We start from the raw sequence: 23,238 nt of genomic DNA, 5'->3' as shown, positions 1-23,238 counted from the left end.
GATTGATTGTATCGTATCTCAGCGGTGGATAGCCAGAACAGGGTATCAGCCCAATCAAACCGTATTGCCATTCCAACCAATTGCATCTATACCTTAGTTATTGTTTTACTTGTATCTATTGATTGATTTATTGTGCGGTCAGCCGGCCATGCTGCACAAGGTAGTGAGCACAGGCTATTTTCATTAAGGGATTGTATGGTTTCTATAAGTCAACTGTTGAGCTGGTTAAGTGGTAATAACGACACCCGCCAAATCTTAGAGCAGTGCATTGATGCAGTGGTCAGTATTGATGCCAGCAACCACGTCACATTCTTTAATAAAGCGGCTGAACAGCTTTGGGGATACCAGGCCAATGAGGTGTTGGGGAAGAATGTCAAAATGCTGGTGCCTGTTGATCACCAACGCGATCATGACAGCTATGTCGAGCGCCATCGCACCACGGGAACTAATCGCATTGTAGGAACCAGCAGAGAGGTATTGCTAACCCGAAAAGATGGCAAGCAACTCTGGGTCAATTTGGCACTCTCGCAGGTGAAATCTGGTAGCAAAGTGGGCTACACCGCTTTTGTTCGTGATGTCAGTGCCGAGCGAGAGGCCCGACAAATGATGGATCAGACCTTGGCACAGGCGCTGGATGCGGTGGTGGTGATCAATGAACACAATTGCATTACATTTTTTAATCGGGCGGCTGAAAAACTGTGGGGCTATTCATCCGATCAGGTACTGGGCAAAAATGTCAAGATGTTGGTGCCTCAAGTCATTCAGGCTGCCCATGATGGCTACGTCAATGCCAACCGCAGTACGGGTAAAGACAAAATTGTTGGTACCAGTCGGGAAGTCAGCATTGAGTGTGCCGATGGGAGCCGGCGCTGGGGTAACTTATCGTTATCGAAAGTCGAGCTGGAAGGCAAGATCGTGTACACCGCCTTTGTTAAAGATGTGACCCATGAGGTGGAACAGCGCGAGCACATGCGCTTGTTGTCTTTGGTGGCAAATGAAACGGACAATGCCATTATTATCAGTGACGCTGAAGGCCGTATTATTTATGTCAATCAAGGCTTTTGCAGTATGACGGGTTATAGCGAGGATGAAGTGCAAGGCAAAAAGCCTGGTGCTTTTTTGCAAGGCCCTCACACCAATAAAGCAACTATTGACAAGATTCGTCAGCAATTGCATGCGAAAGAGCCTTTTTATGACGAAATACTCAACTACAACAGCAAAGGGGAGCCGTACTGGATTTCACTGGCTATTAATCCGGTATTTGATGAGCAGGCCAAACTGGTGAATTTTATTTCTATCCAAGCCAATATTACCGCCACCAAAGAGGCCTCGTTAGAGTCGGCGAGGCGTTTTGAGGCGATAGGCCGAAACAATGGGGTCGGTGAGTGGGGCTTGGATGGTGCATTGCAATCGGCCAATGAATACATTGTATCGCATCTTGGGCATGCTTCAGAGGCAGAGTTACTGGCAAAAGCACGCAATCTTCGGCAAATTGTGACGGAGACACAATTCACTAAACTAAAAGCAGGTGAACAAGTGGTGGGTGAGTTCCAGATTTTAAATAAACACAATGAGCCGGTATATTTTCACGGTACGGTGTGCCCGATACAAAATTCAGAAGGTGAAATTCGCATGTATGTCAGCTATGGCAGTGATGTCAGCAGTAAGTACGAGGCGGCAAGGGTGACGGACAGAGAAATGGCAAAAGTCGTGGAGTCGAGCCAGCAAGTCGCCAGCATTATCACTACCATCAACTCCATCGCCGCACAAACCAACTTATTGGCCTTGAATGCGGCGATTGAAGCCGCTCGGGCGGGTGAAGCCGGCCGCGGTTTTGCCGTAGTCGCTGACGAGGTAAGAACCCTGGCAGGCCAATCGGCGAAATCTTCGCAAGAAATTGACCGGCTGGTGATGGAAACCAGTGAGCGGGTACGGCAGTTGGCTGAATCGCTGAAGCGTTTAAGCGAAAGTTAAGCGTCTATTGCGTAGCAGACAGTCGCTTTAGGTTGTCGCAGATCACGGCTGCAGCAATGCCGACATTCAGCGACTCGGCACCGCCAAAGGCGGGAATGGTGATTTTACGGCTAATGAACTGGCCAACACTATCACCAATGCCATTGGCCTCATTGCCAAGCACGATATAGCCACCCGCTTGAGTAAATGGCAGTTGGTGGACATTGTCGCCACCCAGATAAGCGCCATAAATTGGCATGGTGCTACTGGCTAACAGCTCTGGCAGCGCCAGATAATGCAACTGGACCCGCAAGAATGAGCCTTTTGCTGCTGCAATCACTTTTGGGTTGAAACAATCGGCGGTATCGGGTGAGCACAGAATATGTTGGATACCATACCAGTCGGCGACGCGGATAATAGTGCCCAGATTTCCCGGATCGTTGATGTTATCCAGCACCAGGGTCCATTCCCCCTCGCGGACACTGAAGGGGGGCCACTGTGGCATTTCGACGATGGCCAAAGCTGCATCATTGCTGTTAAAGGTACCGACTTTGGTCAGCTCATCACTGCTGCATGACTGAACGAGCATAGCCTGTTGCTGGCTGGCTTGAATGGCAGCCTGATGCTGCTGCATAAAGCGGTCGGTGGCAAACAAGGCAGTGATGTGCCAGCCTGAGGCAAGCACCTCCAGCACCGACTTTTCGCCTTCGACAAAAAACTGCCGTTCGTTCTTACGGTGTTTTTTCAGCTGAAGTGATTTAATACGCTTGGCCCATTTGCTACTGATCATGCGACTGGCTGTGGTTGAGTATTCATAGGGGTATTTTAACCAGACTTTGCCGTGCTGTCTGATTTTATCGGCGATAAATTATGAGATAGGCCCTTGACTGTGACGAGGTTCGTCTCCAGATCTTTGATATGGACGGAAACCTTTCTCTCTAAGCACGGTCAACTAAGACAGATTAAAGCACTACAGTGCGAACAACAGGAGTACTCTATGCAAATTCAAGTAAATAGTGATCGTAATATTCAGGCTGACGAGCGCTTGGCAGAGTTTGTCAGTGATACGCTTAAAAATAAGTTACATCGTTTTGCCGACCATATTACCCGAATTGAAGTGCATTTAAGTGATGAAAATAGCCACAGCAAGCACGATGGCAATGACAAGCGTTGTCTGCTGGAAGCCAGATTCGAAGGGTTAGATCCGGTAACGGTTTCAGAACACGCCGCTGATGTAGGGCCGGCTGTGACTGGTGCTGCCGATAAATTACAACGTAAGTTAAGCTCGGTCATAGGGAAATTACGCGACAAACAAACCCGTTCGGCCAGCCCGGTTTTTGCATCGCCAGAGCAGGTGGCTGCTGAGTCAGCTGAAGCTGCTCAGGAGTAAGCTTGGTTTCTTCATAACAACACGACTGCTTATCAAAAAACACCCCGACGCCTGCAGCGTCGGGGTGTTTTTGTAACAGCTATCGGCTAAATACTTGCTGACCGGCCAACCAGGTTTGCAGCACTTCAAGTTGCCACAACTGTTCAGCCTCGATGGCAAAAGGATTCTGCTCCAGCACAATAAAGTCGGCCCACATCCCCGGTGCTAATGATCCTAAACGCTCTTCCTGAAAGGCACCGTAAGCGGCATCGCGGGTAAAGCTACGTAACGCTTCTGTTAAGCTCAGGCGCTGCTCTGGTAGCCAACCACCAACCGGTTGGTTTTGTTGATCTTGCCGGGTCACAGAGGCATGCAAGCCATGAAAGGGGTTCGCCAACTCGACTGGAAAATCTGAGCCACCTACAATAGGACTGCCTTGATCAACAAAGGTCCGCCAGGCATAAGCGCCCCGCAGCCGCGCCATACCCAGCCTATCGCCAGCCATATTCTTATCGGAGGTAGCATGGACGGCTTGCATCGATGGCACTACATGCAAGGCTTTAAAGCGAGGAATATCGTCTGGAGAGACAATTTGTGCATGCTCCATGCGGTGACGGCCTTGCTGCAATTGTTCCGGGCTAGCAAGTTGCTCAAATCGATCCAAGACCATGCGGTTGGCTCTGTCACCAATGGCATGCACATTGGCCTGAAAACCAGCCTCGATGGTGGCCTGCATTTGTGCAGTCAATCGATCTGGCTCTGTCACCAGCAAGCCACGATGCTCAGGCTGGTCGCTGTAATCAGACAACAAGGCGGCGCCCCGGCTGCCAAGTGCACCGTCGCCATAGAGTTTGACCGCCCGGATTAGCAGTAAGTCGTGTTCATCGTCAATAATGCCTTGATCCAGCCAGCTCTGCAGATCCGGGTTGCGGGCAGATAGCATGGCATAAATACGCAGTGGTATGGCGTTTTCGGCACGGAGGCGCTGATACAACCGGGCCAGCTCACTATCAATACCGGCATCATGTACACTGGTAATGCCGAGTGAGAGCAGTTCGGTAAATGCGGCTTCTAATGCCTGAATCGTTTCTGCTTCATTCGGCTCGGGCAGTATGGCACTGATATATTGACGTGCATTATTGAGTAAGACGCCGGTAGGGTTGCCCTGCTCATCGCGCAGAATACGGCCGCCCGGTGGGTCCAGCGAGTCTTTGGTTATGCCTGCCAGCTCGAGCGCTTTGCTGTTGGCCCAGCCAGCGTGGCCATCAATGCGGCTTAACCACACCGGCCGATCAGACACCACTTCATCCAGTAAGGCTGTGCTTGGGAATTCGTTGTTGTCCCATAATACCTGATTCCAGCCACGCCCCTGTATCCATTGTTGCTCTGGGTGTTTGGCTGCAAACTCAGCTACACGCTCGACCGCCTCTTGCTCACTTTGGCTGCCACGTAGCTCAACCCGCATCAGGTTTTGGCCAAGGCCAAGGATATGTCCGTGGCCATCGATCAAGCCGGGTATAATGGTTTTTCCCTGGCCATCCTGCCAGTTGGCATCGGGATAATCGCTTTGGATGGCATTGCCACGAGCCAGCACTTTGCCTGTCTCTGTATCCACCAGCAACTGTTGAAACTGAACCAGCTGGCCTTGTGAGTCAAAGCCATAGCCATGAATGTTGTTCCAGCCGACTTGCTGGGCGAGAGCGCTAGCGCTAATCAGCAGCGCAGCAGTGATAATAGATAAAGATCGCATGATAGGTTCCTGAGGTTGTTATTGTCGTTTTTGTTTTTATTTTTTCCACATTTACCAGCAAACTATAACAGCTGTTCGTCGTCGCTTATAGTGGTAGCATCTTTGGCTTTACTGGCGATGGCTAAGCGGATCATCTGTTGAATTTGTTGCACGATAGCAGCGGTGGTTTCTGGCTCAAATGCTGCAATACGTGGGGTATGAATATGGCCGACCGGCAGCTCTGGAGCATAGCTATCTCGCAGTAAAATACTGCGATACGAAATTTCATTGGATAAGTAACCGCCGCCACCGCCTTGCACTGCGGTTTGCTCAGTCAATTCTGCCAATGACTGCGCTGCAAACTCACCGCGTTCCAGTGTGGTGATGTTGCGGTTGTCATTGATCTGAAAGCGGCCTTCGGCCTGCATCATGGCAGAGTAAGGCAGGCTGTATACTACAAACTCCGGCCCTTGCAGTGGCTCACCATGCAACCGCGGCAGTACCGGATTAGTGCCGCTGCCACCCGTGTAGACGTTCAGGTTATCCGGTGCTTCAGCGCTGCGGCGGCGACCGGGGAAGTGCTCTAAATCGAAGTGTTCTCTCCCCATGCTGACGGTCAGTAGCATATCAATACGGTTTTGTTGCAGCAAAGGAGTGAGCAGCTGCTCAATCATGCCTTGATCAAAGTCAGCAAAACGCACCGGGATCATGGCACTTTGAACTTCCACTTGCTTGCCCTGATACTGAAAGACCCAGCCGTTTAGCATGAGCGCGGTGACGCCTGATGGGTTGGATTGGTCCAGATTGCGATCGAGCAAAAAAGGGTCAAAGCCAGTCAGTAGAATACGGATATCGCTTTGCTCTGAAAAAGTCAGATTGAGCTGACCACGGCTACTGAGCTCCAGTTGCTGCTCCAAAGCAGACAGATCATCGCAGTGCTGCCCGGTACACCAGTCCCGAAGTGCCTTTGTCATCATGAGCCGCGCCCAGTACAAAGACCGATCATCATGATGGTTGTGTTGTTTGGCATCCAAAGTGGCCTTGTGCCACAAAGCTTCTCCATGCTGCTGGAGCTTGGGGAGCAATTGTTGCTCTGTGGTGACATGCTGTAAGCTGATCCTGAAATCATTCACCAGTGGCTCAAAACGGCTAAGTACTCTAGGCATGGCTTGCCATGCTTGTTCCAGTCGTTGTTCTTCAACAGTGGGCTCGTTCGCTAACAATGATTGACCACATAAAGGCAGAGCAATAAGCAGCGGAACTACAATGTTGATAAGACGATAAAACATAGCGTTCTCCGATCATGATCGTATATAGAGGCCAGCAGTATATGACAAACTGATAGCGGCAGCTAATGCAGGGTAGGCTGTTTGAATTATTCCACCAAACCACCCCGACAAAGTCGGGCCGGATCAAGCAGCGATTCCAGCTCTTCACGGCTTAGCTCGGTTTCTTCCAGCGCGACCTCCAGCACAGGCCGTTGCTGCTGATAGGATTTTTTGGCAATATCAGCGGCTTTCATGTAGCCAATCACTGGGTTTAATGCAGTGACCAACATCGGGTTTCGGTGCAAAGCTTGCTGAATGTGTGCTTCATTGACCGTAAATCCAGCAATGGCTTTATCGGCTAAGGCGGTACAACCATTGGCCAGCAGCTCGATGCTTTGCAGCAAATTGTGTGCGATAACAGGTAGCATAACATTCAGTTCAAAATTACCGGATTGGCCTGCAATGGTGATAGTACTGTCATTGCCAATGACCTGAGCACACAGCATGGCAACCGCTTCCGGCATCACTGGGTTGACCTTACCCGGCATAATGGAAGAGCCCGGTTGCAAAGCGGGTAATTCTATATCGGCTAAACCGGCTAAAGGCCCGGAATTCATCCAGCGCAAATCATTGCTGATTTTCATCAGCGATACTGCCAGAGTTTTTAGTTGACCTGACAAACTGACACTAAGATCCTGGCTGCTGATGCCAAAGAAAAAATTTGTGGCAGGGGTGAAGGTGATGCCGGTATCATGACTTAGTTGCTGGCAAAAGCTACTGGCGAAAGCTGGGTGAGCATTGATACCGGTACCCACGGCAGTGCCCCCTTGTGGAAGTTGTCGTAAGCTATCTTGCAGTTGCAATAGTTGCTGCTGGCTATGTTGCAGCTGAGCTTGCCAACCTGAAAGTACCTGACCAAAGGTGACGGGCATGGCATCCATCAGATGCGTTCGGCCGGTTTTTACCATCTGACCTATCTGTTGCGTTTTTTGTTGTAAGCTATTGATCAGATGATCCAATGCTGGCAATAATTGCTGCTCCAGCGCCAGCACACTGCTCAGCTGAATGGCGGTTGGGATCACATCGTTGCTGCTTTGGCCTAAATTAATATCATCATTCGGACTTACGGCCTCATTTAACTGTTGGCTGGCCAAGGTCGCCAGCACTTCATTGACATTCATATTGCTGCTGGTACCCGAACCCGTTTGAAATACATCGACCGGGTACTGCCGCATATCGGTCTGTTGCCGTTGTTGTTGTGCCGCAGCAATAATGGCTTCTGCTTTATGAGCAGGCAGCAGCCCTAGCTGTTGATTTGCAGCTGCAGCGGCTGCTTTGATGGCCAGTACCGCCTGAATAAAGCGAGTTGGCATTGCTAAACCGCTTAATTGAAAGTTTTGCACCGCTCGTTGCGTCTGTGCTTGATACAAGGCGTCGGTTGGTACTTGCAGTTCGCCCATGCTGTCACGTTCGGTTCGAGTCGTCATGCTTTTCTCCCTAATGAATTGATGCTAGTTATTTAAGGCTAGCCTGCATTGGACAACTAATCTGTCAATCGCTGGGTTTTTTGTTTCCTGAGGTTAGGAACTATTTTTTTACAGAGGCATCGAAGCGAAGCCTATTATTTTTATGTTAGTATCGAAAACATAGTACTATCAAATAACCATGAAGCGCTAACGAATGCCAAGATCCTTGTCTCAGATTGCTATAAACCTTCCTCCAGTTCACCGACGAGTCCTGATGTCGCTTGTAGCGTTGTCTGCTGCTATTATTCTATGGCCAAGCCCGCCTAAAACTTCAGTGCCAGCATCAACGGGTGTGATGCCGACGTTGTTGAAAGAAGGCTGGCACTATTGGCAGATGGAAGAAAAAGTAAAACATCAGGTACAGCAGCTTCAGAGCACGATGGCGCCAGAGGTGGAACCGCAACCGCTGGATGACCGCAGACGTCACTATGCCATTGAGTCTGGGGATAGCTTAAGTCGTATCTTTTCTAAGCAAGGCTTCAGTCAGCAGCAAATGCATCAGGTGATGGCTGCCGACCAATCGTTATTGGCATTAGATGTGTTACGTCCCGGCCATACGTTGACCTTTCAGCTGGATGACAATGATCAACTGCTCTCGATGGAGCTTTTTGTGCATGCGGGCAACCGGGTGCTGTATCAACGTGAAGACGATGGCGAGTTCAGTTATCAGGAGTTACTGAATCCAGGTGAATGGCACAGTGAAACTCTGGTCGGTGAAATTCATGGCAGTTTTTACGTTTCGGCGAAAAATGCCGGATTAAACGATGCTGAGATTGCCACAGTGCATCAATTATTTCGTGACCGGGTTAACTTTTCACGCGATATTCAGGCTGGCGCACGTTTTCAGGTCGTACGAAGCGATAACTATGTTGGCGATGACGCCACAGGGCAAAGCCGGATAGAAGGCATCCGGATTTTTAACCGTCGTCAGCAGCTAACTGCCTTTTTACACGATAATGGTCAGTATTTCGATGCTGAGGGTAATAGCTTGCAGCGGGCTTTTATGCGTATTCCATTGCAACGTGAATTTCGCATCAGCTCTGCTTTTAATCCGCAGCGTCGGCATCCTGTGACTCGTCGGGTGTCGCCCCACAATGGCACCGACTTCGCGACACCTACGGGCACACCAGTACTAGCAGCGGCAGATGGCAGGGTGGTGCGAGTGGAAAACCATCCGTTTGCCGGACGTTACGTTGAAATTCAGCACCATGGTAATTACAAGACACGTTATTTACACCTCGATCGGTCGTTGGTTCGAAATGGTCAGCGAGTTGAACGTGGTCAACGCATTGCGCTCTCTGGAGCAACCGGCCGCGTCACCGGGCCTCATCTGCACTACGAACTGCATGTCAACAACCGTCCGGTTAATCCAATGACGGCCAATATTCCGCTGGCGCAGCCGATACCCGATGAAGGCCGTGACGCCTTTTTCGAAAGGGTTGCCTTTATGATCAAGCAAATGGATGAAGAAACCTTGTTAGCGCAGCGGCATTAAAGCAGCGAACCCTCACTGATGCTGGCTTATCTGTCGCTGTTTATCAGCGCTTTCACTGCGGCCACCTTGTTACCTGGCTCCTCTGAGATGCTGTTGCTGGCCTTGCAGCATCAAGGTTATGCATGGTTATGGCTCTGGCTGGCGGCTACTTCGGGCAATACACTAGGTTCTTGTGTCAATTGGTGGCTAGGCCGGGAACTCAACCGTTTTCAACACCAGCGCTGGTTTCCTTTTACCAGCAAGCAAATGGCTAAAGGAAGTGAGCGCTTTCAGCGCTATGGCAGCTGGAGTTTACTGCTGAGCTGGCTACCTATTGTCGGCGATCCACTGACGTTAATCGCTGGGGTATTGCGGGTTCGTTTTGGGTTATTTTTCTTATTGGTAGCGCTTGGCAAAGGGTTACGCTATGCGGTCTTGCTGGGAATTGGTGCTGCTGTTTTCAGTGGTTAAAGAAGGAAGAGCAAGCCTCACTTGCTCTTCCTTGGTAGCCATTGATGATTAGTATTTTGCGGCCTGGCCTTCAGCAGGTAAGGAAGCGCGAATAAACTCACGTAAATCGTCATTCGATTTTTTCAAATCTTCGTAGCGCAGGTACATCATATGACCACTGCGATAGCCGGCGAAGCTTAAGCGATCACGCATCTTTCCGCTCGGGTCCATTTGCCACATGCTGTACTTAGCATCAAAGTAATTGGTCGCGCCATCGTAATAACCAGCTTGGAACAATACATTGAGGTAGGGGTTTTGTGCCATGGCCTGACGCAGGTTTTCACCAGTATTATTGCCACTGCGATCCCACGGATGCACCGGACCAAACATATTGTATTTGATGTCGGTAACATAATTCAGCTCGTTGCGCAGGTAATGGTTGATGGCAGGGGTGAACGAATGCAACCATGAGGTCAGCTCCGCCCAATAATCAGGTCGATCACCTACTTCTTTTTTATCAATCCCCAGATAACGCGAGTCGAGACGACCAAGGGTTTTGCCCTGATCGCGCAGCAAGTCTTTCCAGAAAAAGGCGTTATCAATATCGAGGTTGCTGCCCAGTACCGATTGCAACGATAAGCCAGAGTAACGAGCTACTTGTTCTGCGATGCGTTGTTTTTCTGCCTCATCAATAAAAGCACCTTTCGCCAGCGCCGGTAGGTACTGATTCAGGGTAAAGTCTTCCACTTCTGGCAGTAACTCATATAGGTCGCGTTGCTGCAAATCGTCAGACAGCACGCCATGGTACCAGGCGGTAGCTGCGAAGTAAGGCAGACGATTGGCGGCTTTCACCGGGCCATTGCGCTCAATGCCCATATCTGTTGGCGAGACCAGAATAACCCCATTTAAATACATCCACTGCTGATTTTGCAGCGCCAAAGCCAGACCAGCAACGCGTGTGGTGCCATAGCTTTCGCCAATTAAAAACTTCGGTGAGGTCCAACGGTTGTGGCGGGTTACAAAGGTATTCAGCCATTCGGCCAGATAGCTGACATCAGCATTGACGCCAAAGAACATCTTTTGCTGCTGCTCGCGGGATAGTGTCTCGCCCTGACTGTTTGGTACCACGCGGGAGTAGCCGGTATTCACCGGGTTTACAAACACAATATCCGCTACATCCAGCACGGAGTAGGGGTTGGTTTTTACGCCATAAGGCTGGATAGGATAGCCTTCATCATCGATGTCGAGCACTTTAGGGCCGGTATAGGCAACATGCATCCAAACGGACGCGGAGCCCGGACCGCCATTGAAGGAGATCAGCAGCGGACGCTTGCCTATATTGGATACGCCGGAACGTTGGTAGTAGGTATAGTGCAGAGTGGCAACGGGTTCCCCTTCTTCATCCCATACCGGCTGAGTGCCAATGGTAGCCGTATATGAGATTCGTTGACCATTGATCCGAGTCTGATGATTGGTTTCCACCGAATGATCGATCTCGATCTGGCGGGTTGTGGCATGGCTGGTACTTGTCAGCACCAGCATAAAAGCTAAAGTAAGCAGTCGCATTCTAGATTGTTCTTTGTTGATGAAGAGTAGTTGTATTTAAGCGCAAAAATGACCAGCCTGCTATCAAGCTGCGGTCAATAACGGCTGGTCGCGATAGAGTGACTTGTTGAATCGTGCAACCAGGCGTTGTCGTCGAGGTCACAGATTAAAATAGAATCAGAAAAACGAATCGTTCTCATTTTTCAATCTTTTGATTTAAAAAGGTTTTTTGATGTTGAGGTGCAACTAGGCTATACTGAGGTATCATCAAATGACTCGGAGCCCATGATGCAAGGTGATCCTAAAATTATTGCACAACTGAATCAGGTGCTTACGGCAGAACTCACCTCAATCAATCAATACTTCCTGCATGCCCGTATGTACAAAAACTGGGGCTTAAAAGGATTGAATGATGTCTGTTACAAAAAATCCATTCTGGATATGAAGCAAGCGGATGCCCTGATCGAACGTATTTTGTTTTTGGAAGGACTGCCCAATCTACAAGCGCTTGGCAAGCTTAATATTGGTGAGCAGACTGAAGAGATGCTGCAGTGCGATCTGGGCTTTCAACAACAACAGTTGCCACCATTACGAGCAGCAATAGCCTTGTGTGAGCAGCTGCAAGATTATGTCAGCCGCGATTTGCTGACCAAGTTACTGGATGATGAAGAAGAACATCTGGACTGGTTAGAAACACAACAGCACCAAATCAGCACCATGGGGCTGGAGAACTACCTGCAACTGCAAACAGGAGCTGACCAATGAAAGGCAAGCCAACCATTATCAAGGCATTGAATACTTTACTCGCCAACGAATTAAGTGCCATGGATCAGTATTTTATCCATTCACGCATGTATCAGGATTGGGGGTTACAGAAGCTGTATGAGCGCATCGACCATGAGTTTGATGATGAAAAAGGCCATGCGGCAGCCCTGATTGAACGTATTTTATTTCTGGAAGGAGTGCCTGATCTCAGCACTCGTGATGGTATCAAGGTGGGCAAGGATGTGTCTGAAATGCTGCAAAACGATTTAGACGTTGAGTATCGGGTGCAGGCTTTGTTGAAAGATAGCATGGCATTGTGTGAGCAAGAACAGGATTACGTGACCCGTACTATTCTGCAGCAACTGCTTGATGATACTGAACAAGATCACGCTTACTGGCTGGAACAGCAGCTTCGTTTGATTAAGATGCTGGGCTTACCAAACTATTTGCAATCGCAGAGTTAACATTCTCTGTCATCGTAGAGCTAACATGAAACCCCGCTAAGCGGGGTTTCTTTTGCACAGCCAGTCAGCATAAATCGTTTAGGAGTTAAATTTCTAATCTTTTTTTACGAACGACACCATCCATTTAAATTGAGAATAATTCTCATTTAGTTCTTGATCACTACCGGTAGTCAGTGCCTATAATAGAACATAGAACTATCTGGAGATGTGAATGAATACCGCGAGTGCAAGTAAGCTCAGTAAACTTACCGTGCGAAAGCTGCTGGGTTGGTTCATCCTGGTGCTTGGTGCTGGCTATGGTTTGCAGCAATTAGCCCTACTGATGCAGCAGCAAGAGCATGTGCGCTATGCGTTTTATGCGGGTATGGCGGCAGCTGCTGCTACAGCACTTGGCGCCTTGCCAGCTTTGTTTTCTCGTGGTTTATCCAATCGATTACACGCGGCCATACTGGGCTTTGGTGGCGGCGTAATGCTGGCGGCCAGTATTTTCTCGTTGATCGTGCCAGCGCTGGGTTTATTTGAAAGCTCAGCGCAAACGAGCTGGCAGGGGCCGTTGCAAGTGGCTGCTGCGATTCTGCTGGGTGCCGTTCTGATGCTGGCATTGGAGCGCAGTGTTCCGCATGAGCATTTTATCAAAGGGGCCGAAGGTCATCAGTCACTGGCGTTAAAACGTAGCTGGTTGTTTGTGATTGCTATTATTTTACACAATATTCCTGAGGGCTTAGCGATTGGCGTGGCTTATGCCAGTGGTGATGCGGTGGGTGCTTCAGCTTTGGCCACCGGTATTTCTCTGCAGAATGTTCCTGAAGGTTTTGTCGTGGCGATGGCTTTGCTGGCGGTAGGCTACAGCCGCCTTCTTGCCCTAATGGTTGGTATGTTATCCGGTCTGGTGGAGCCACTGATGGCTGTGATCGGGGCCATCGTGCTGAGTAACGCGCTCTTGTTGCCTTGGGGTTTGGCGATGGCAGCAGGGGCGATGCTGTTTGTCATCAGCCATGAGATGATCCCAGAGTCGCATAGGCAGGGCCATGAAATGGCGGCTACCAATGGCCTGATGCTGGGGTTTGTGCTGATGCTGGTGCTGGATACCGCGCTAGGATAAGCAAAACCAAAGCTAGATTTAAAGCACAGCAAGGCGAAATTATGCTATTGTGATATTATCACATTTCTATGGAAGGTTTTGGCATGCTCATTCAATTGTTACTGGCCAGCTCAACGGTGTTACTGGTTGCTTTATTGGGCGGTTTCTTACTGATGCTTGCACGGCCGTGGCTGAGCTGGATGGTCCCTGTGTTGATTGGGTTAGCCATCGGGGTGTTGCTTGGTAGTGCCTGGCTGCACTTGATCCCTGAAGCACTGGAAAGCGCGTCGTCGTCAGTGTTTATTATGTTGATGGTACTGTTGGGTTTCCTGTTGTTTCATTTGCTGGAACAGGGGCTGCATTGGCACCACCATCATGTCCCTGATGGCGATGCGCGCCTGGCTCAGTATGCAAAGATGAACCTGGTTGGGGATGGGCTGCACAATGCTGTCGATGGGGTATTGATCGCTGCAAGTTTTATGGTTGATCCTGCACTGGGTTGGGCTACGACTCTGGCCGTGGTGTGGCATGAGTTACCAAAAGAGATTTCCGATGTGGCGGTGTTAATGCATGGTGGTGCCAGTTTAAAGCGTGCCATTGTGCTTAACACGCTATGCAGTCTGCCGGTGTTTGCCGGGGCTTTGTTGTTGTATGCACTTGGGCAATGGCTGGTATTGCCATTATCCGCCTTACTGGCGATTACCGCGGGTGGTTTTAGCTACATTGCTTTGATTGATCTTTATCCACTATTGAAATCCGATGTGAAGCGAACCTCCTGGTTACAGCAAGCGGCTTTGTTTTGCGGCCTTGGCCTGATGCTGAGCTTCCTCTTGCTCGAAGGGCATTAAGCAAACGTTAACTACAGGGCCTGCCAGCAGGCCCTGTACAATGGAATTAAAAATCCATTCCCTGAAACTGAAAGGGCTCAGAAACTATGAATTGAGCAGAGGTTTCACCTGCATACACTTGCCCTTGATTGGCTCGTAATACTTTGACTTGCGCTTGCTCACTGAAATCCAGATTTTTTAAGTCGACCCAAAAGGTATTGGGCGTTAGTGCTGTTTCAAAGAAATAGCGTAAATGCTTGTGATCGGCCACCACCCTCCATTGGGTGGTCGATAAGTTGGGGTAGCCATCGATCTGGTAGCCATACGGCACTGAGGTATTGCGAATCACGCTAAACACACTGGCTGCGGCGATGGCTGGATCTGCCGTCTGTGGAATGCTGTTGATGTAATAATGAGCCCGGACAAAGCGATCAGGGGCTTTGACAGTACCGGGTAAAAACTGATTACCTGGAATACTATCCCAGTATTTTTGGATCGCCAGTTGTTGCTCGTACGGTGGGTCGTTGGTCATCACCACATAGGAAGGGTCATGATGCACCACCAGTGAGCCATCGATGTACTCAAATATCGCATTGTCACCACTGGCATCGGATACTGATAAGTGAATGGTGGTCATTTTATCGGTGCCTGGGATCACATCGGTCACCACCACAAAGTCTTCTTTACTTAAAGCCGCCACGGTTTCGGCTACACTGGCGAAATTATCCAGTACATACTGCGCCCACAATGAAATAGCCAGGCCAGGTTGATCTCCTTGAGGGTTAAAAGTTGGGTACTCGGACTCGACTAGCCAGAGCATATTGGCGACCAACCCCTTTTCGTTCATGCCATCCGAAGTGGCAATGTCCCAGGAGCTCACCACCAAGCTGCCGTATTTCGAAGTCCACTGAATGCTATTGTCGCCGACTTCTCCATGGCGCTGCATACCGCGTGGGAATGTCCATAAGTTGGCGGGGATTGGCAGGGAAAAATCCATACTACGCCCTGTCATTACGGTTTGCTCCGGACCCTTGTACATGACCCGAGTGCAAGCTTCGGCTAGTTCTGTGGTTGCAGCTAGCGTGAGGGTGGCTGCTGCCAATAAGCAGCTGATTTTTTTAAGTGCAAAGCGCATGGCATCACTCTCTATGGATGGGGGATTTTAGAGTCTAGTCAGGTAAGTGACTCTTTACCAGCATGAATTTCGCTTTCAAAAAACCTTGAGCCTGCTGCCCTTGCTTATGTTCATCTGCTTTTAATCTAAGTGATGGTTCTTGTTCATCTTTGGGAGCGGCTGCAGTTCATATGGTGCTGATACAGTGGTCAGGTAAAGCAAGTTAGAGATGATACTTACCTATACTAAATAAGGACCAACCTATGCGTATTCGAGTTGCTTCAATGATTTCCATCGCCGTATTCACCATGGGCACTAGTCAGGTTATGGCTGCGTCTGTGGTGAATAACAACATCACAGAGGCTGAAGTAGAGCAAGCACAACAAGCTTGGGGCAAAGCCTTAATTGCTATCAGTGCCGCATACAGCGCAGGCGGACATGAGCAAGCTGAGCAGAAAGCCCGTCAGGTGCTGGATGCTGCTTATGGCTATGGCCATGGTGCCGTGTTGTTTAAACCCACATTAGCCAGTGGCGAGCAAACCTTTCGTACCAGTTACGATGGCGCCTTAGCCTATTTTGTCGGTGGCAATGCGACCTATGCCGATGATAGTGGCTTTGCTTTGAAAGGTTGGCAAGGGTATGAATTTAATAATGCCGGCGTTTATATTAATGGCGACCTCGCATTGACCATGGGACATGTGATGCTGACCGATAAAAGTGGAGCGGTCACCACAGTCGACAAAACCTGGGGTTTTAAAAAGGACGAGCAAGGCGATCTACGTATCGTATTGCACCACTCGTCGCTGCCCTATAGCGCCAACTAACCGGTTGCTCATCCCAACCCTTTTGGCTGGCCATCTCCTCTGAGGTCAGCCTTTTTTATTCCGCTTGCAAGCAGTAACCCAAACCCCGTCGGGTATGCAATAACTTCACTGAGTGTGGGTCGTCAATTTTTTTTCTAAGCCGGGCAACATAGACATCAACAATATTGGTTAATGGGTCTTCGTTTAACCCCCAGACATTGGTGAGAATGCGCTCACGGCTGTATACCTTGCCGCTGTTGCTCATCAATAACTCAAGGATACCCAGCTCTTTGGCAGTTAAGGTCAGCGTTTTACCGGCACGATTGACTTGCATGCTATCCAAATCGAGCACCAGATCGGCAACCTGCAACTGACGTTGGTGCAAGCTGCTGACATCGCGTTTAGCCAGAGCTTCAATTCGGGCCAGCAGCTCTTCAAAATGGAATGGCTTGCCTAAATAGTCATCGGCTCCAGCGCGCAGCCCTTTCACTCGCTCATCGACTTCCGACAAGGCGGACAAAATGAGAATACGAGCAGGGATTTGTAAGCTACGAATTTGCTGGCATAACGTCAGACCATCCAATTGTGGCAGCATGCGGTCCAGCACAATGACATCTGGCTCGAATTGACGCACGATTTCCAATGCATTCAAGCCATCTTGTAACAGCTGAGTGCGGTAACCTTCAGCTTTTAAACCGCGAGATAGAAAACTACCTACTTTTTCATCATCTTCAATAATCAGTATTTTCATGCTGAGTTCCGCTAAACAAGGGCAGGCACAGGCACACTGTGGTGCCTTTAGGGTGATTGGGCAATAGCTCTATGGTGCCATCGTGCGCTTCCATAATGGCTTTGGCAATACAAAGCCCGATCCCCAGTCCATCGGGGCGGGCATGACGGGCATTGGTCCCTCGAAAATGTCGCTGAAATAGCTGCGATCGATCGTTTGGGTTCAGGCCTATTCCCTGATCACTGAGCTCCAGTTTCAGTTCGTTGTCGTTCAGTGTGAGCGCCAGCTGCAACGAAGGATTGTTGCCGGCATAATGCTGTGCATTGTCGGTAATAATACGCAGCACACTGGCAAACTTTTCGCTATCAAGGAGCAGCCAGTGGTTGGCAGCTAGCTCAGGCAATATCACCGGTTCTAACTGAAAGGGGCTGTTCAGTTGCTGTTGAATGGTATTTGTCGCCAGTTGGCTGAATGCCGATAAGGTCAGTTGTTTTAAGTTTACCTGCAGTAAACGCTCTTCGCCGCGAGCTAAGAGCAGCAAGTCTTCAATCCGCCGGCTCAGCTGTTGGCTTGCCGCCAAAATACGACCGAAAGCCTCTTTGTATTCGGTGCTGTCTTTATCTTTACCGCGCAGGCTAATTTCGGCTTCACCCTGAATGCTGGTGGCCGGAGTACGTAATTCATGGCTGATATCCGTTAATAATTGCTTTTGCCGATGCTCGGCTTCATGCAACTGGGCCAGCGCTTGTTGCAACTCTGCAGTCCGCGCCTGAACTCTTTGTTCGGTAGCTTGCTGGCTTTGTTTTTCCTGGCGGGCAAAGTCAGCAATGTAACCAGACATCAGATTAAACTGGCGGGCCAGCTCGGCAAATTCTGCTGGACCTTGTTCGTCGATACGATGATCAAAGTTGCCCTGCTGCAATTGCTTGGTGCCATCGAGCAGACGTTGGAGCGGCCGGCTCAATGCTCGCGATAGATGCCAGCCAATATAAATGGCAAAAAACAGCCCACCCAGACTGATCAGCAGCATGGTGTGCTGTACTTGTTGAACTGCAGACAACGCATCAGTTTCGGTGCTATTTGCTCGAAGCTTTTGTTCGGCAATGGCCTGCTGCAGCAGCTCAGAGAGATCGGTATCCTGAAATTTATCAAATAAGCTAATCAGGGTGCGCCAGCGCTCGATATCATCTTGGTAGGCGGCTATTTCGCGGGTTCTTAGTGCTTGTTCCAGAGTATGTAAGTTGGATTGCAGCAGAGAAATGACTTTGACCTGTTGCATAATGAGTTGCAGATCCGGCTCGCTGGTGCTGTAGAGCTGATCGCGAACGGCCAATTGATCTAAAGTGTGCAACTGTTGCTGCATGCGGGCGAACAAAGTATCACGAAATCCGGTATTGGCGTCATCGGTGAGTAAATACTCTGCCAGCCAGACCTTCAAACGCTGTTTATCTGCGCGCAGTGAGATAAATTCTGACAGCATTTGATTGGCGATGCGGTTGCGCTTGGTGTGAAACTCAGAGTTCTGCTGAGCCCAAAAGCCAATACTGGATAGCAGCAGAATAATTCCTACCAAAATACAAAGCGATACTATCAATTTGCGAAGGTACATCAGCAGAGCCCAGCGACAATAGTAATGCTCAGTATATGAGCTTTCTGGCTGAGGATCATGAAAATTGGGTTAACTTTGCTGTGGTGATGTTTTCGCCTTTAGCTTAGGACCAGACCGGATCCATGGTCAGCAGTAATCGTTTATTTGTTGCAGCCGGTGAGCGATGGCTGATGGCGTAACAGCCGCTGTTTTCCCAGCCACTACCCTTGAGCAAAGCAACATCACCGCATTGCAGTTGCTGAGTGGGCATGGGCGCATCTACCGGGCCTGCATGCCACTCGGTCGCAGGGCCTGTGTAACTACTGACCAGACGACATACCAGATGATCGGTATGAAATTTAGGACACATCGGTTTATCCAAAACGCGCAGGCGCAGGCCTATCTCGTTGCAATCCATCAGGCAAGCAAACATCTCTGTCAGTTGGCTGATATCCGCAATAAAGAGGTCGCGGCCTTCGCCTTCCGGCAAAGCGTTGCTTAACTCATGGGGGATATCGCTAAGCGACAGCATGCACTGCAGTGGCAATGTCAGCTGTGTTTGCAACTGGTGAGCATAGCTGTGCAGGTGGCTCGATACATGGCGTTGCCAGACGGCTAAGTTGACATCTGGTTGAAAGATCGTTGTCAATCCGTCTGGCTCTTGGCTCAAGCATTGTCGGGCCAGAGGCTGCACTTCGGAGTGATATGGGCTGGTCAAATGGGCAGAGTTGATGGGCTCTGGCCTGAACGTGCTGAAGGTGCTCATACTAATTCGTCCATTGCTGTTAGCTGAAACGGGTTCTCCAGCTGTGGCCAGCTGGTTTCACCCATGGCCAGCTCTGCATCGGTCAGCAGTGCCGCATTCAGTTGTGCAAGCATGCTGGTTTTATCCAGCTGTTGACCAATAAACACCAGCTCTTGCCGTCGATCGCCATACGGTTGCTGAAATTGAGATAAGATTGCCGCTTGGGTCTCTTTGTCATCAGGCCTCTCGTCCCGCGGCACGGCTTGCCAGAACAGACCCGCCATACCATAGCGGGCAATGCCACCCGCCTGATGCCACTGCCAGGCATGGGCAGGGGTAGCTGCCAACCAGAAGTAGCCTTTCGAGCGGATTAAACGGCCAGTCGGCCAGTCTTGATGCAAAAATGCATGAAAGCGGGCCGGATGAAAAGGCCGATGCGCGGTAAAACTAAAGCTACTAATGCCATACTCTTCTGTTTCTGGCTGATGCTCGCCCCGCAACTCTTGTAGCCACCCAGGAGCCTGTGCTGCTTGCTCAAAATCAAATAAACCCGTATTGATGATGCGTGCAAGCGGCACCTGACCATGCTCGGCCAGCACTTGCTGTGCTCGTGGGTTTAAGCTCTTCAAAATAGCTTGCAAGGTCGCCAATTGCTCTGGGCTGACTAAATCGGTTTTGCTTAGTACCAGTAAATCGCAAAACTCGACCTGCTCAATCAATAAATCAGCGACACTGCGTTCATCCTCTTCGCCCAGACTTTCGCCTGTGCTCGTCAGATCGTTGGCTTGCTGGTAATCGTGCAGAAAATTCACTGCATCCACCACCGTCACCATGGTATCAAGCCGTGCGACATCCGATAATCGGCTGCCGTCTTCGTGCTCAAAGGTAAAGGTTTCGGCAATCGGCAGTGGCTCGGAAATACCAGTCGATTCAATCACCAGATAATCAAAGCGATTGGCTTGTGCCAGCTTGCCGATTTCCAGCAGTAAATCTTCACGCAGGGTGCAGCAAATGCAGCCATTGCTCATTTCCACCAGCTTTTCTTCGGCCCGGTTCAGCGTGACTTCTTTATTGATTTGCGCGGCATCGATATTGATTTCACTCATATCGTTGACGATCACGGCAATGCGCAGTCCGTCGCGGTTATGCAAGATATGATTAAGCAGCGTGGTTTTACCAGCGCCTAAAAAACCGGACAAAACCGTCACCGGTAGCGGGCGAGAAACAGCGGAACCAAGCATACAACACTCCAGTATTTGTAATGGTATAACGTATCAATTGTAGCATGCGGTAGAAGGCTGTCTACCGCAGTTTTCACCGTGTTTCGATGACGGCTGGCTGTTTATTGCCAGCGCTTAGCACCAAACTCAAGCCAAGCAGCGTCGATGGTAAAACAGAGATTTTTTTTATCGTGGTTCCTTGTTGTTATGGATATCGGAAAAAACAAAGGGCTTGCCGCGTGGTGGGCCGAGTAATTCATCGCTATGCATGACCAGCCGGCCAGCAATGATGGTGGCAATAGGCCAACCTGTGACCGTATCGCCATGATATGGCGTCCAGCCTGCTTTGCTGGCAATCCAGCTGTTGTCGATGGTTCGCTTGGCCTTTATATCCACTAGGGTAAAATCGGCATCATACCCGGCGGCAATCCGGCCTTTACCGACCAGACCGAAAACCCGTGCCGGGTTGCTGCTGGTGAGATCCACCAGTCGCTGCAAGCTGAGGCGGCCTTTGGCAACATGGTTCAGCATCACTGGCAACAGCGTTTGTACGCCGGTCATGCCGCTGGGTGAGTCAGGATAGGGGCGGGATTTTTCATCCAGCGTATGGGGTGCATGATCACTGCCAAGCACATCGACGGTGCCATCGGCGATGCCCTGCCATAATCCTTGCTGGTGAGCCTGATCCCGCACCGGCGGATTCATTTGCGCCAGGCTACCCAGTTGCTGATAGCAATCCGGCGCCACCAGAGTTAAATGATGTGGAGTCGTTTCGACCGTCACCCGGTGTTTAAAAGCCGCCAGATAGGCCATTTCATCCGCGGTGGATATATGCAGGATATGCAATGGGCGGTTGGCTTGCTCAGCCAAAGCCACGATGCGCTTGGTAGCCAGCAGGGCGCTTTCGGCATCGCGCCACAGAGGATGATTCTCTACTTTACCCGCAGTGAGTGCTTTACGCTCCCGAAGGCGGGCTTCATCTTCGGCATGAATCGCCACCCGACGGCGACCATCGTGCAAAATTTTTAGTAGCAGCTCATCTTGTTCGGTTAATAAGTCACCGAAGGAGCTGCCCATAAAGACTTTGATGCCAGCGCAGCCCGGCAGTTGCTCCAGTTCAGCCAGCTGACCCAGATTGGCCGCGCTGCCACCTATGTAAAATGCGTAGTTGCAATAGCTATTTTCGGCCGCACTATCGAGCTTTGCTTGCAGGCAATCGGCCGATAAGGTCAGCGGATTGGTATTCGGCATTTCAAAAAATCCGGTCACACCGCCTAGCACCGCTCCTTTGCTGCCGAGGGCAATGTCTTCCTTGTGGGTTAAACCGGGCTCGCGAAAATGCACCTGCGTATCAATCACCCCCGGCAGCAAGTGCAAGCCGGTGGCGTCCAGCCTGTACTGGCAGCTCCAGCCCTCAGTGCCAATGGCGGCAATACGATCATCGATGACGGCGATGTTTTCGCGCACGATACCAGATGGAGTCACCAACTCAGCGCCATGAATGATCAGATCGGCGTCTTGATGTGTCAGACGTTTCAGCCATTGTTGTGCAGTCATAATGATTCCTGCTCAGGGTATCGTACCCGGGCGATGGCATCGTGTGGATGCAAGCTTTCAAGGTGGGCGACGTCTATGGCAAAGGCCGGAAATTCTTGCTGTAGCTTGGTATGAAGGCGCCTGACCGCATCTTCAACAAACATCAGGTTCTGGCCATTAAGTTTGGCGAATGCTTGCTCATCGGCCCGTTTCACAGCCGTTTGTACCGGTGTGGCCAGTGTTTGCTCAGCCAGATCAATCAAGTGGCTAATGGGGAAATGGTCCGAATCAGCAGCCAGTTGCACCTCAATACTGGCCTCGCTGCGTTGGCTATGAGGCGTGGCATAGCTGCCATGCTGCTGCAACCAGCTCGCCACATCGCCTTTGCTCAATTGCTCGCTACTGGAAAAGTCGGCCAAAAACTTTTGTTGCAGCAATTGACGACTGAGTGCAGCTGAGCAGGGGCAGGTGGAGGAATACTGCACTTTTGCCGTCATCACAAGCAGGAAGCCGCCGGGCTGTATGCTGGCCTTCAGCTGCACCGGATAACTGCGCCAGCCAGCCAAGTCGGTGGTGATGAGTGCTGGTCGTTTCCGCATACGCTCAAAGCTCAGTGACAAGCTGATGTGATCGCTTTGGCAATCCTGATGGCTGTGCAACAGCTGTTGCAGGAGGCATTGCAGGTTGACCGGGGTACACAATTGCTGTTCGCTGAAATCATTCAGCAGTCGATACAGCCGAGACATATGTATGCCGCGAATACTAGTTGCCGGTAAGTTGATGGCAATGTTGGCCTTGGCGGGAAGCCGCAGATTCTCGCCGTCATCGGCTAAAGACAGCATCAAGTCGATCTGATGCATGCCGACACCATTAAGCGCTGTGGTGCTCTCCGGTTGGGTTTCGGTAGTGATATCAGGCAGAGTTGCCTGCAGCATAGTGGACTCCTTGGTGTATAGTCAGTGAGCGTCAAAATGTGATACTATCACATTTAATTCTCCTTTCACCGCGAAAATTTCTACCATGCCTTGCATCAAAAAGAAGAACTACCTAG

At 50.2% G+C, this 23,238-nt stretch carries 21 protein-coding genes; 9 read left to right on the top strand and 12 right to left on the bottom strand.

Translation table 11 applies throughout. The features are described 5' to 3' along the window. The first annotated feature begins 195 nt into the window (after positions 1-195). Positions 196-1,974, top strand: coding sequence for a PAS domain S-box protein (locus Q3O60_RS10015; protein ID WP_305893786.1), 1,779 nt, complete (start codon positions 196-198; stop codon positions 1,972-1,974). Between the two features lie 4 nt (positions 1,975-1,978). Here Q3O60_RS10015 and Q3O60_RS10010 read toward each other — a convergent pair whose 3' ends face one another. Continuing rightward, complete coding sequence (locus tag Q3O60_RS10010; RefSeq protein ID WP_305893785.1) at positions 1,979-2,743, bottom strand: TrmH family RNA methyltransferase; 765 nt, start codon at positions 2,741-2,743, stop codon at positions 1,979-1,981. Positions 2,744-2,950: 207 nt separating this feature from the next. Here Q3O60_RS10010 and Q3O60_RS10005 point away from each other — a divergent pair, with 207 nt between their 5' ends. After that, the gene (locus Q3O60_RS10005) at positions 2,951-3,343 is read left to right on the top strand and encodes an HPF/RaiA family ribosome-associated protein (RefSeq protein ID WP_305893784.1); all 393 of its coding nucleotides are present in this window, start codon (positions 2,951-2,953) and stop codon (positions 3,341-3,343) included. 79 nt (positions 3,344-3,422) lie between these two features. Here the strand turns inward: Q3O60_RS10005 and Q3O60_RS10000 are convergent, their stop codons facing one another. The 3 genes from Q3O60_RS10000 to Q3O60_RS09990 form a co-directional block, all read right to left on the bottom strand. Then, on the bottom strand, positions 3,423-5,072 hold the full coding sequence (locus Q3O60_RS10000) for an amidohydrolase (RefSeq protein WP_305893783.1): 1,650 nt from the start codon (positions 5,070-5,072) through the stop codon (positions 3,423-3,425). 62 nt (positions 5,073-5,134) lie between these two features. Further along, positions 5,135-6,340: a PA0049 C-terminal domain-containing protein gene (locus Q3O60_RS09995; protein ID WP_305893782.1), complete on the bottom strand. Its 1,206-nt coding sequence runs from the start codon at positions 6,338-6,340 to the stop codon at positions 5,135-5,137. Between the two features lie 86 nt (positions 6,341-6,426). Continuing rightward, positions 6,427-7,806: a class II fumarate hydratase gene (locus Q3O60_RS09990; RefSeq protein WP_305893781.1), complete on the bottom strand. Its 1,380-nt coding sequence runs from the start codon at positions 7,804-7,806 to the stop codon at positions 6,427-6,429. Positions 7,807-8,059: 253 nt separating this feature from the next. Between Q3O60_RS09990 and Q3O60_RS09985 the strand changes: the two genes are divergently transcribed. Then, positions 8,060-9,340 carry a peptidoglycan DD-metalloendopeptidase family protein gene (locus tag Q3O60_RS09985; RefSeq protein WP_305893780.1) on the top strand — a complete coding sequence of 427 codons (1,281 nt, stop codon included), beginning with the start codon at positions 8,060-8,062 and terminating at the stop codon, positions 9,338-9,340. A 21-nt stretch (positions 9,341-9,361) separates the two neighbouring features. Then, entirely contained in the window at positions 9,362-9,790 is a 429-nt protein-coding gene (locus Q3O60_RS09980; protein WP_305893847.1) for a YqaA family protein, read from the top strand. A 48-nt stretch (positions 9,791-9,838) separates the two neighbouring features. Here Q3O60_RS09980 and Q3O60_RS09975 read toward each other — a convergent pair whose 3' ends face one another. Next, the gene (locus Q3O60_RS09975) at positions 9,839-11,335 is read right to left on the bottom strand and encodes a S10 family peptidase (RefSeq protein ID WP_305893779.1); all 1,497 of its coding nucleotides are present in this window, start codon (positions 11,333-11,335) and stop codon (positions 9,839-9,841) included. A gap of 267 nt (positions 11,336-11,602) precedes the next feature. Here Q3O60_RS09975 and bfr (Q3O60_RS09970) point away from each other — a divergent pair, with 267 nt between their 5' ends. From bfr (Q3O60_RS09970) to Q3O60_RS09955, 4 genes are all read left to right on the top strand, one after another. After that, positions 11,603-12,079 carry a bacterioferritin gene (gene bfr, locus Q3O60_RS09970; protein WP_305893846.1) on the top strand — a complete coding sequence of 159 codons (477 nt, stop codon included), beginning with the start codon at positions 11,603-11,605 and terminating at the stop codon, positions 12,077-12,079. Beyond that, the gene (gene bfr / locus Q3O60_RS09965; RefSeq protein ID WP_305893778.1) at positions 12,076-12,543 is read left to right on the top strand and encodes a bacterioferritin; all 468 of its coding nucleotides are present in this window, start codon (positions 12,076-12,078) and stop codon (positions 12,541-12,543) included. Before bfr (Q3O60_RS09970) ends, bfr (Q3O60_RS09965) begins: the two co-directional genes overlap by 4 nt. Before the next feature lie 211 nt (positions 12,544-12,754). Then, positions 12,755-13,645, top strand: a complete 891-nt coding sequence (locus Q3O60_RS09960) for a ZIP family metal transporter (protein ID WP_305893777.1) — start codon at positions 12,755-12,757, stop codon at positions 13,643-13,645. A gap of 83 nt (positions 13,646-13,728) precedes the next feature. Continuing rightward, a complete protein-coding gene (locus Q3O60_RS09955) occupies positions 13,729-14,472 on the top strand; it encodes a ZIP family metal transporter (protein WP_305893776.1) in 744 nt (247 codons plus the stop codon). 46 nt (positions 14,473-14,518) lie between these two features. Here the strand turns inward: Q3O60_RS09955 and Q3O60_RS09950 are convergent, their stop codons facing one another. Beyond that, complete coding sequence (locus Q3O60_RS09950) at positions 14,519-15,586, bottom strand: linear amide C-N hydrolase (RefSeq protein WP_305893775.1); 1,068 nt, start codon at positions 15,584-15,586, stop codon at positions 14,519-14,521. Positions 15,587-15,873: 287 nt separating this feature from the next. On the opposite strand from Q3O60_RS09950, the gene Q3O60_RS09945 reads away from it, so the two are divergent. Next, positions 15,874-16,389 (top strand): metal-independent carbonic anhydrase family protein, encoded by a 516-nt coding sequence (locus tag Q3O60_RS09945; protein WP_369812658.1) that lies wholly within the window; start codon positions 15,874-15,876, stop codon positions 16,387-16,389. 55 nt (positions 16,390-16,444) lie between these two features. On the opposite strand, the gene Q3O60_RS09940 is transcribed toward Q3O60_RS09945, so the two are convergent. The 6 genes from Q3O60_RS09940 to folE2 all read right to left on the bottom strand — a co-directional run bounded on the left by Q3O60_RS09940 (position 16,445) and on the right by folE2 (position 23,122). Continuing rightward, positions 16,445-17,119 carry a response regulator transcription factor gene (locus Q3O60_RS09940; RefSeq protein WP_305893773.1) on the bottom strand — a complete coding sequence of 225 codons (675 nt, stop codon included), beginning with the start codon at positions 17,117-17,119 and terminating at the stop codon, positions 16,445-16,447. Beyond that, positions 17,100-18,707, bottom strand: a complete 1,608-nt coding sequence (locus Q3O60_RS09935; RefSeq protein WP_305893772.1) for a sensor histidine kinase — start codon at positions 18,705-18,707, stop codon at positions 17,100-17,102. Before Q3O60_RS09935 ends, Q3O60_RS09940 begins: the two co-directional genes overlap by 20 nt. A 103-nt stretch (positions 18,708-18,810) precedes the next feature. Beyond that, positions 18,811-19,452, bottom strand: a complete 642-nt coding sequence (locus Q3O60_RS09930; RefSeq protein WP_305893771.1) for a DUF1826 domain-containing protein — start codon at positions 19,450-19,452, stop codon at positions 18,811-18,813. Beyond that, complete coding sequence (zigA, locus tag Q3O60_RS09925) at positions 19,449-20,672, bottom strand: zinc metallochaperone GTPase ZigA (protein WP_305893770.1); 1,224 nt, start codon at positions 20,670-20,672, stop codon at positions 19,449-19,451. The genes Q3O60_RS09930 and zigA overlap by 4 nt, the downstream gene beginning before the upstream one ends. 165 nt (positions 20,673-20,837) lie before the next feature. Beyond that, a complete protein-coding gene (locus Q3O60_RS09920; RefSeq protein WP_305893769.1) occupies positions 20,838-22,208 on the bottom strand; it encodes a dihydroorotase in 1,371 nt (456 codons plus the stop codon). After that, a complete protein-coding gene (gene folE2 / locus Q3O60_RS09915; protein WP_305893768.1) occupies positions 22,205-23,122 on the bottom strand; it encodes a GTP cyclohydrolase FolE2 in 918 nt (305 codons plus the stop codon). Before folE2 ends, Q3O60_RS09920 begins: the two co-directional genes overlap by 4 nt. Positions 23,123-23,238: the final 116 nt, after the last annotated feature.

It is taken from the genome of Alkalimonas collagenimarina (genome assembly GCF_030717845.1).
GTDB classification, from domain to species: domain Bacteria; phylum Pseudomonadota; class Gammaproteobacteria; order Enterobacterales; family Alteromonadaceae; genus Alkalimonas; species Alkalimonas collagenimarina.
Note: the sequence above shows the minus strand (reverse complement) of the source record. Positions and strands in the feature narration are given on the sequence as shown.

Excerpts from the sequence above, each read along its gene's own strand:
- Q3O60_RS10015 (WP_305893786.1), top strand. The coding sequence starts at position 196 with ATGGTTTCTATAAGTCAACTGTTGAGCTGGTTAAGTGGTAATAACGAC.
- Q3O60_RS10010 (WP_305893785.1), bottom strand. The coding sequence starts at position 2,743 with ATGATCAGTAGCAAATGGGCCAAGCGTATTAAATCACTTCAGCTGAAA.
- Q3O60_RS10005 (WP_305893784.1), top strand. The coding sequence starts at position 2,951 with ATGCAAATTCAAGTAAATAGTGATCGTAATATTCAGGCTGACGAGCGC.
- Q3O60_RS10000 (WP_305893783.1), bottom strand. The coding sequence starts at position 5,072 with ATGCGATCTTTATCTATTATCACTGCTGCGCTGCTGATTAGCGCTAGC.
- Q3O60_RS09995 (WP_305893782.1), bottom strand. The coding sequence starts at position 6,340 with ATGTTTTATCGTCTTATCAACATTGTAGTTCCGCTGCTTATTGCTCTG.
- Q3O60_RS09990 (WP_305893781.1), bottom strand. The coding sequence starts at position 7,806 with ATGACGACTCGAACCGAACGTGACAGCATGGGCGAACTGCAAGTACCA.
- Q3O60_RS09985 (WP_305893780.1), top strand. The coding sequence starts at position 8,060 with ATGTCGCTTGTAGCGTTGTCTGCTGCTATTATTCTATGGCCAAGCCCG.
- Q3O60_RS09975 (WP_305893779.1), bottom strand. The coding sequence starts at position 11,335 with ATGCGACTGCTTACTTTAGCTTTTATGCTGGTGCTGACAAGTACCAGC.
- bfr (WP_305893846.1), top strand. The coding sequence starts at position 11,603 with ATGCAAGGTGATCCTAAAATTATTGCACAACTGAATCAGGTGCTTACG.
- bfr (WP_305893778.1), top strand. The coding sequence starts at position 12,076 with ATGAAAGGCAAGCCAACCATTATCAAGGCATTGAATACTTTACTCGCC.
- Q3O60_RS09960 (WP_305893777.1), top strand. The coding sequence starts at position 12,755 with ATGAATACCGCGAGTGCAAGTAAGCTCAGTAAACTTACCGTGCGAAAG.
- Q3O60_RS09955 (WP_305893776.1), top strand. The coding sequence starts at position 13,729 with ATGCTCATTCAATTGTTACTGGCCAGCTCAACGGTGTTACTGGTTGCT.
- Q3O60_RS09950 (WP_305893775.1), bottom strand. The coding sequence starts at position 15,586 with ATGCGCTTTGCACTTAAAAAAATCAGCTGCTTATTGGCAGCAGCCACC.
- Q3O60_RS09945 (WP_369812658.1), top strand. The coding sequence starts at position 15,874 with ATGGGCACTAGTCAGGTTATGGCTGCGTCTGTGGTGAATAACAACATC.
- Q3O60_RS09940 (WP_305893773.1), bottom strand. The coding sequence starts at position 17,119 with ATGAAAATACTGATTATTGAAGATGATGAAAAAGTAGGTAGTTTTCTA.
- Q3O60_RS09935 (WP_305893772.1), bottom strand. The coding sequence starts at position 18,707 with ATGTACCTTCGCAAATTGATAGTATCGCTTTGTATTTTGGTAGGAATT.
- Q3O60_RS09930 (WP_305893771.1), bottom strand. The coding sequence starts at position 19,452 with ATGAGCACCTTCAGCACGTTCAGGCCAGAGCCCATCAACTCTGCCCAT.
- zigA (WP_305893770.1), bottom strand. The coding sequence starts at position 20,672 with ATGCTTGGTTCCGCTGTTTCTCGCCCGCTACCGGTGACGGTTTTGTCC.
- Q3O60_RS09920 (WP_305893769.1), bottom strand. The coding sequence starts at position 22,208 with ATGACTGCACAACAATGGCTGAAACGTCTGACACATCAAGACGCCGAT.
- folE2 (WP_305893768.1), bottom strand. The coding sequence starts at position 23,122 with ATGCTGCAGGCAACTCTGCCTGATATCACTACCGAAACCCAACCGGAG.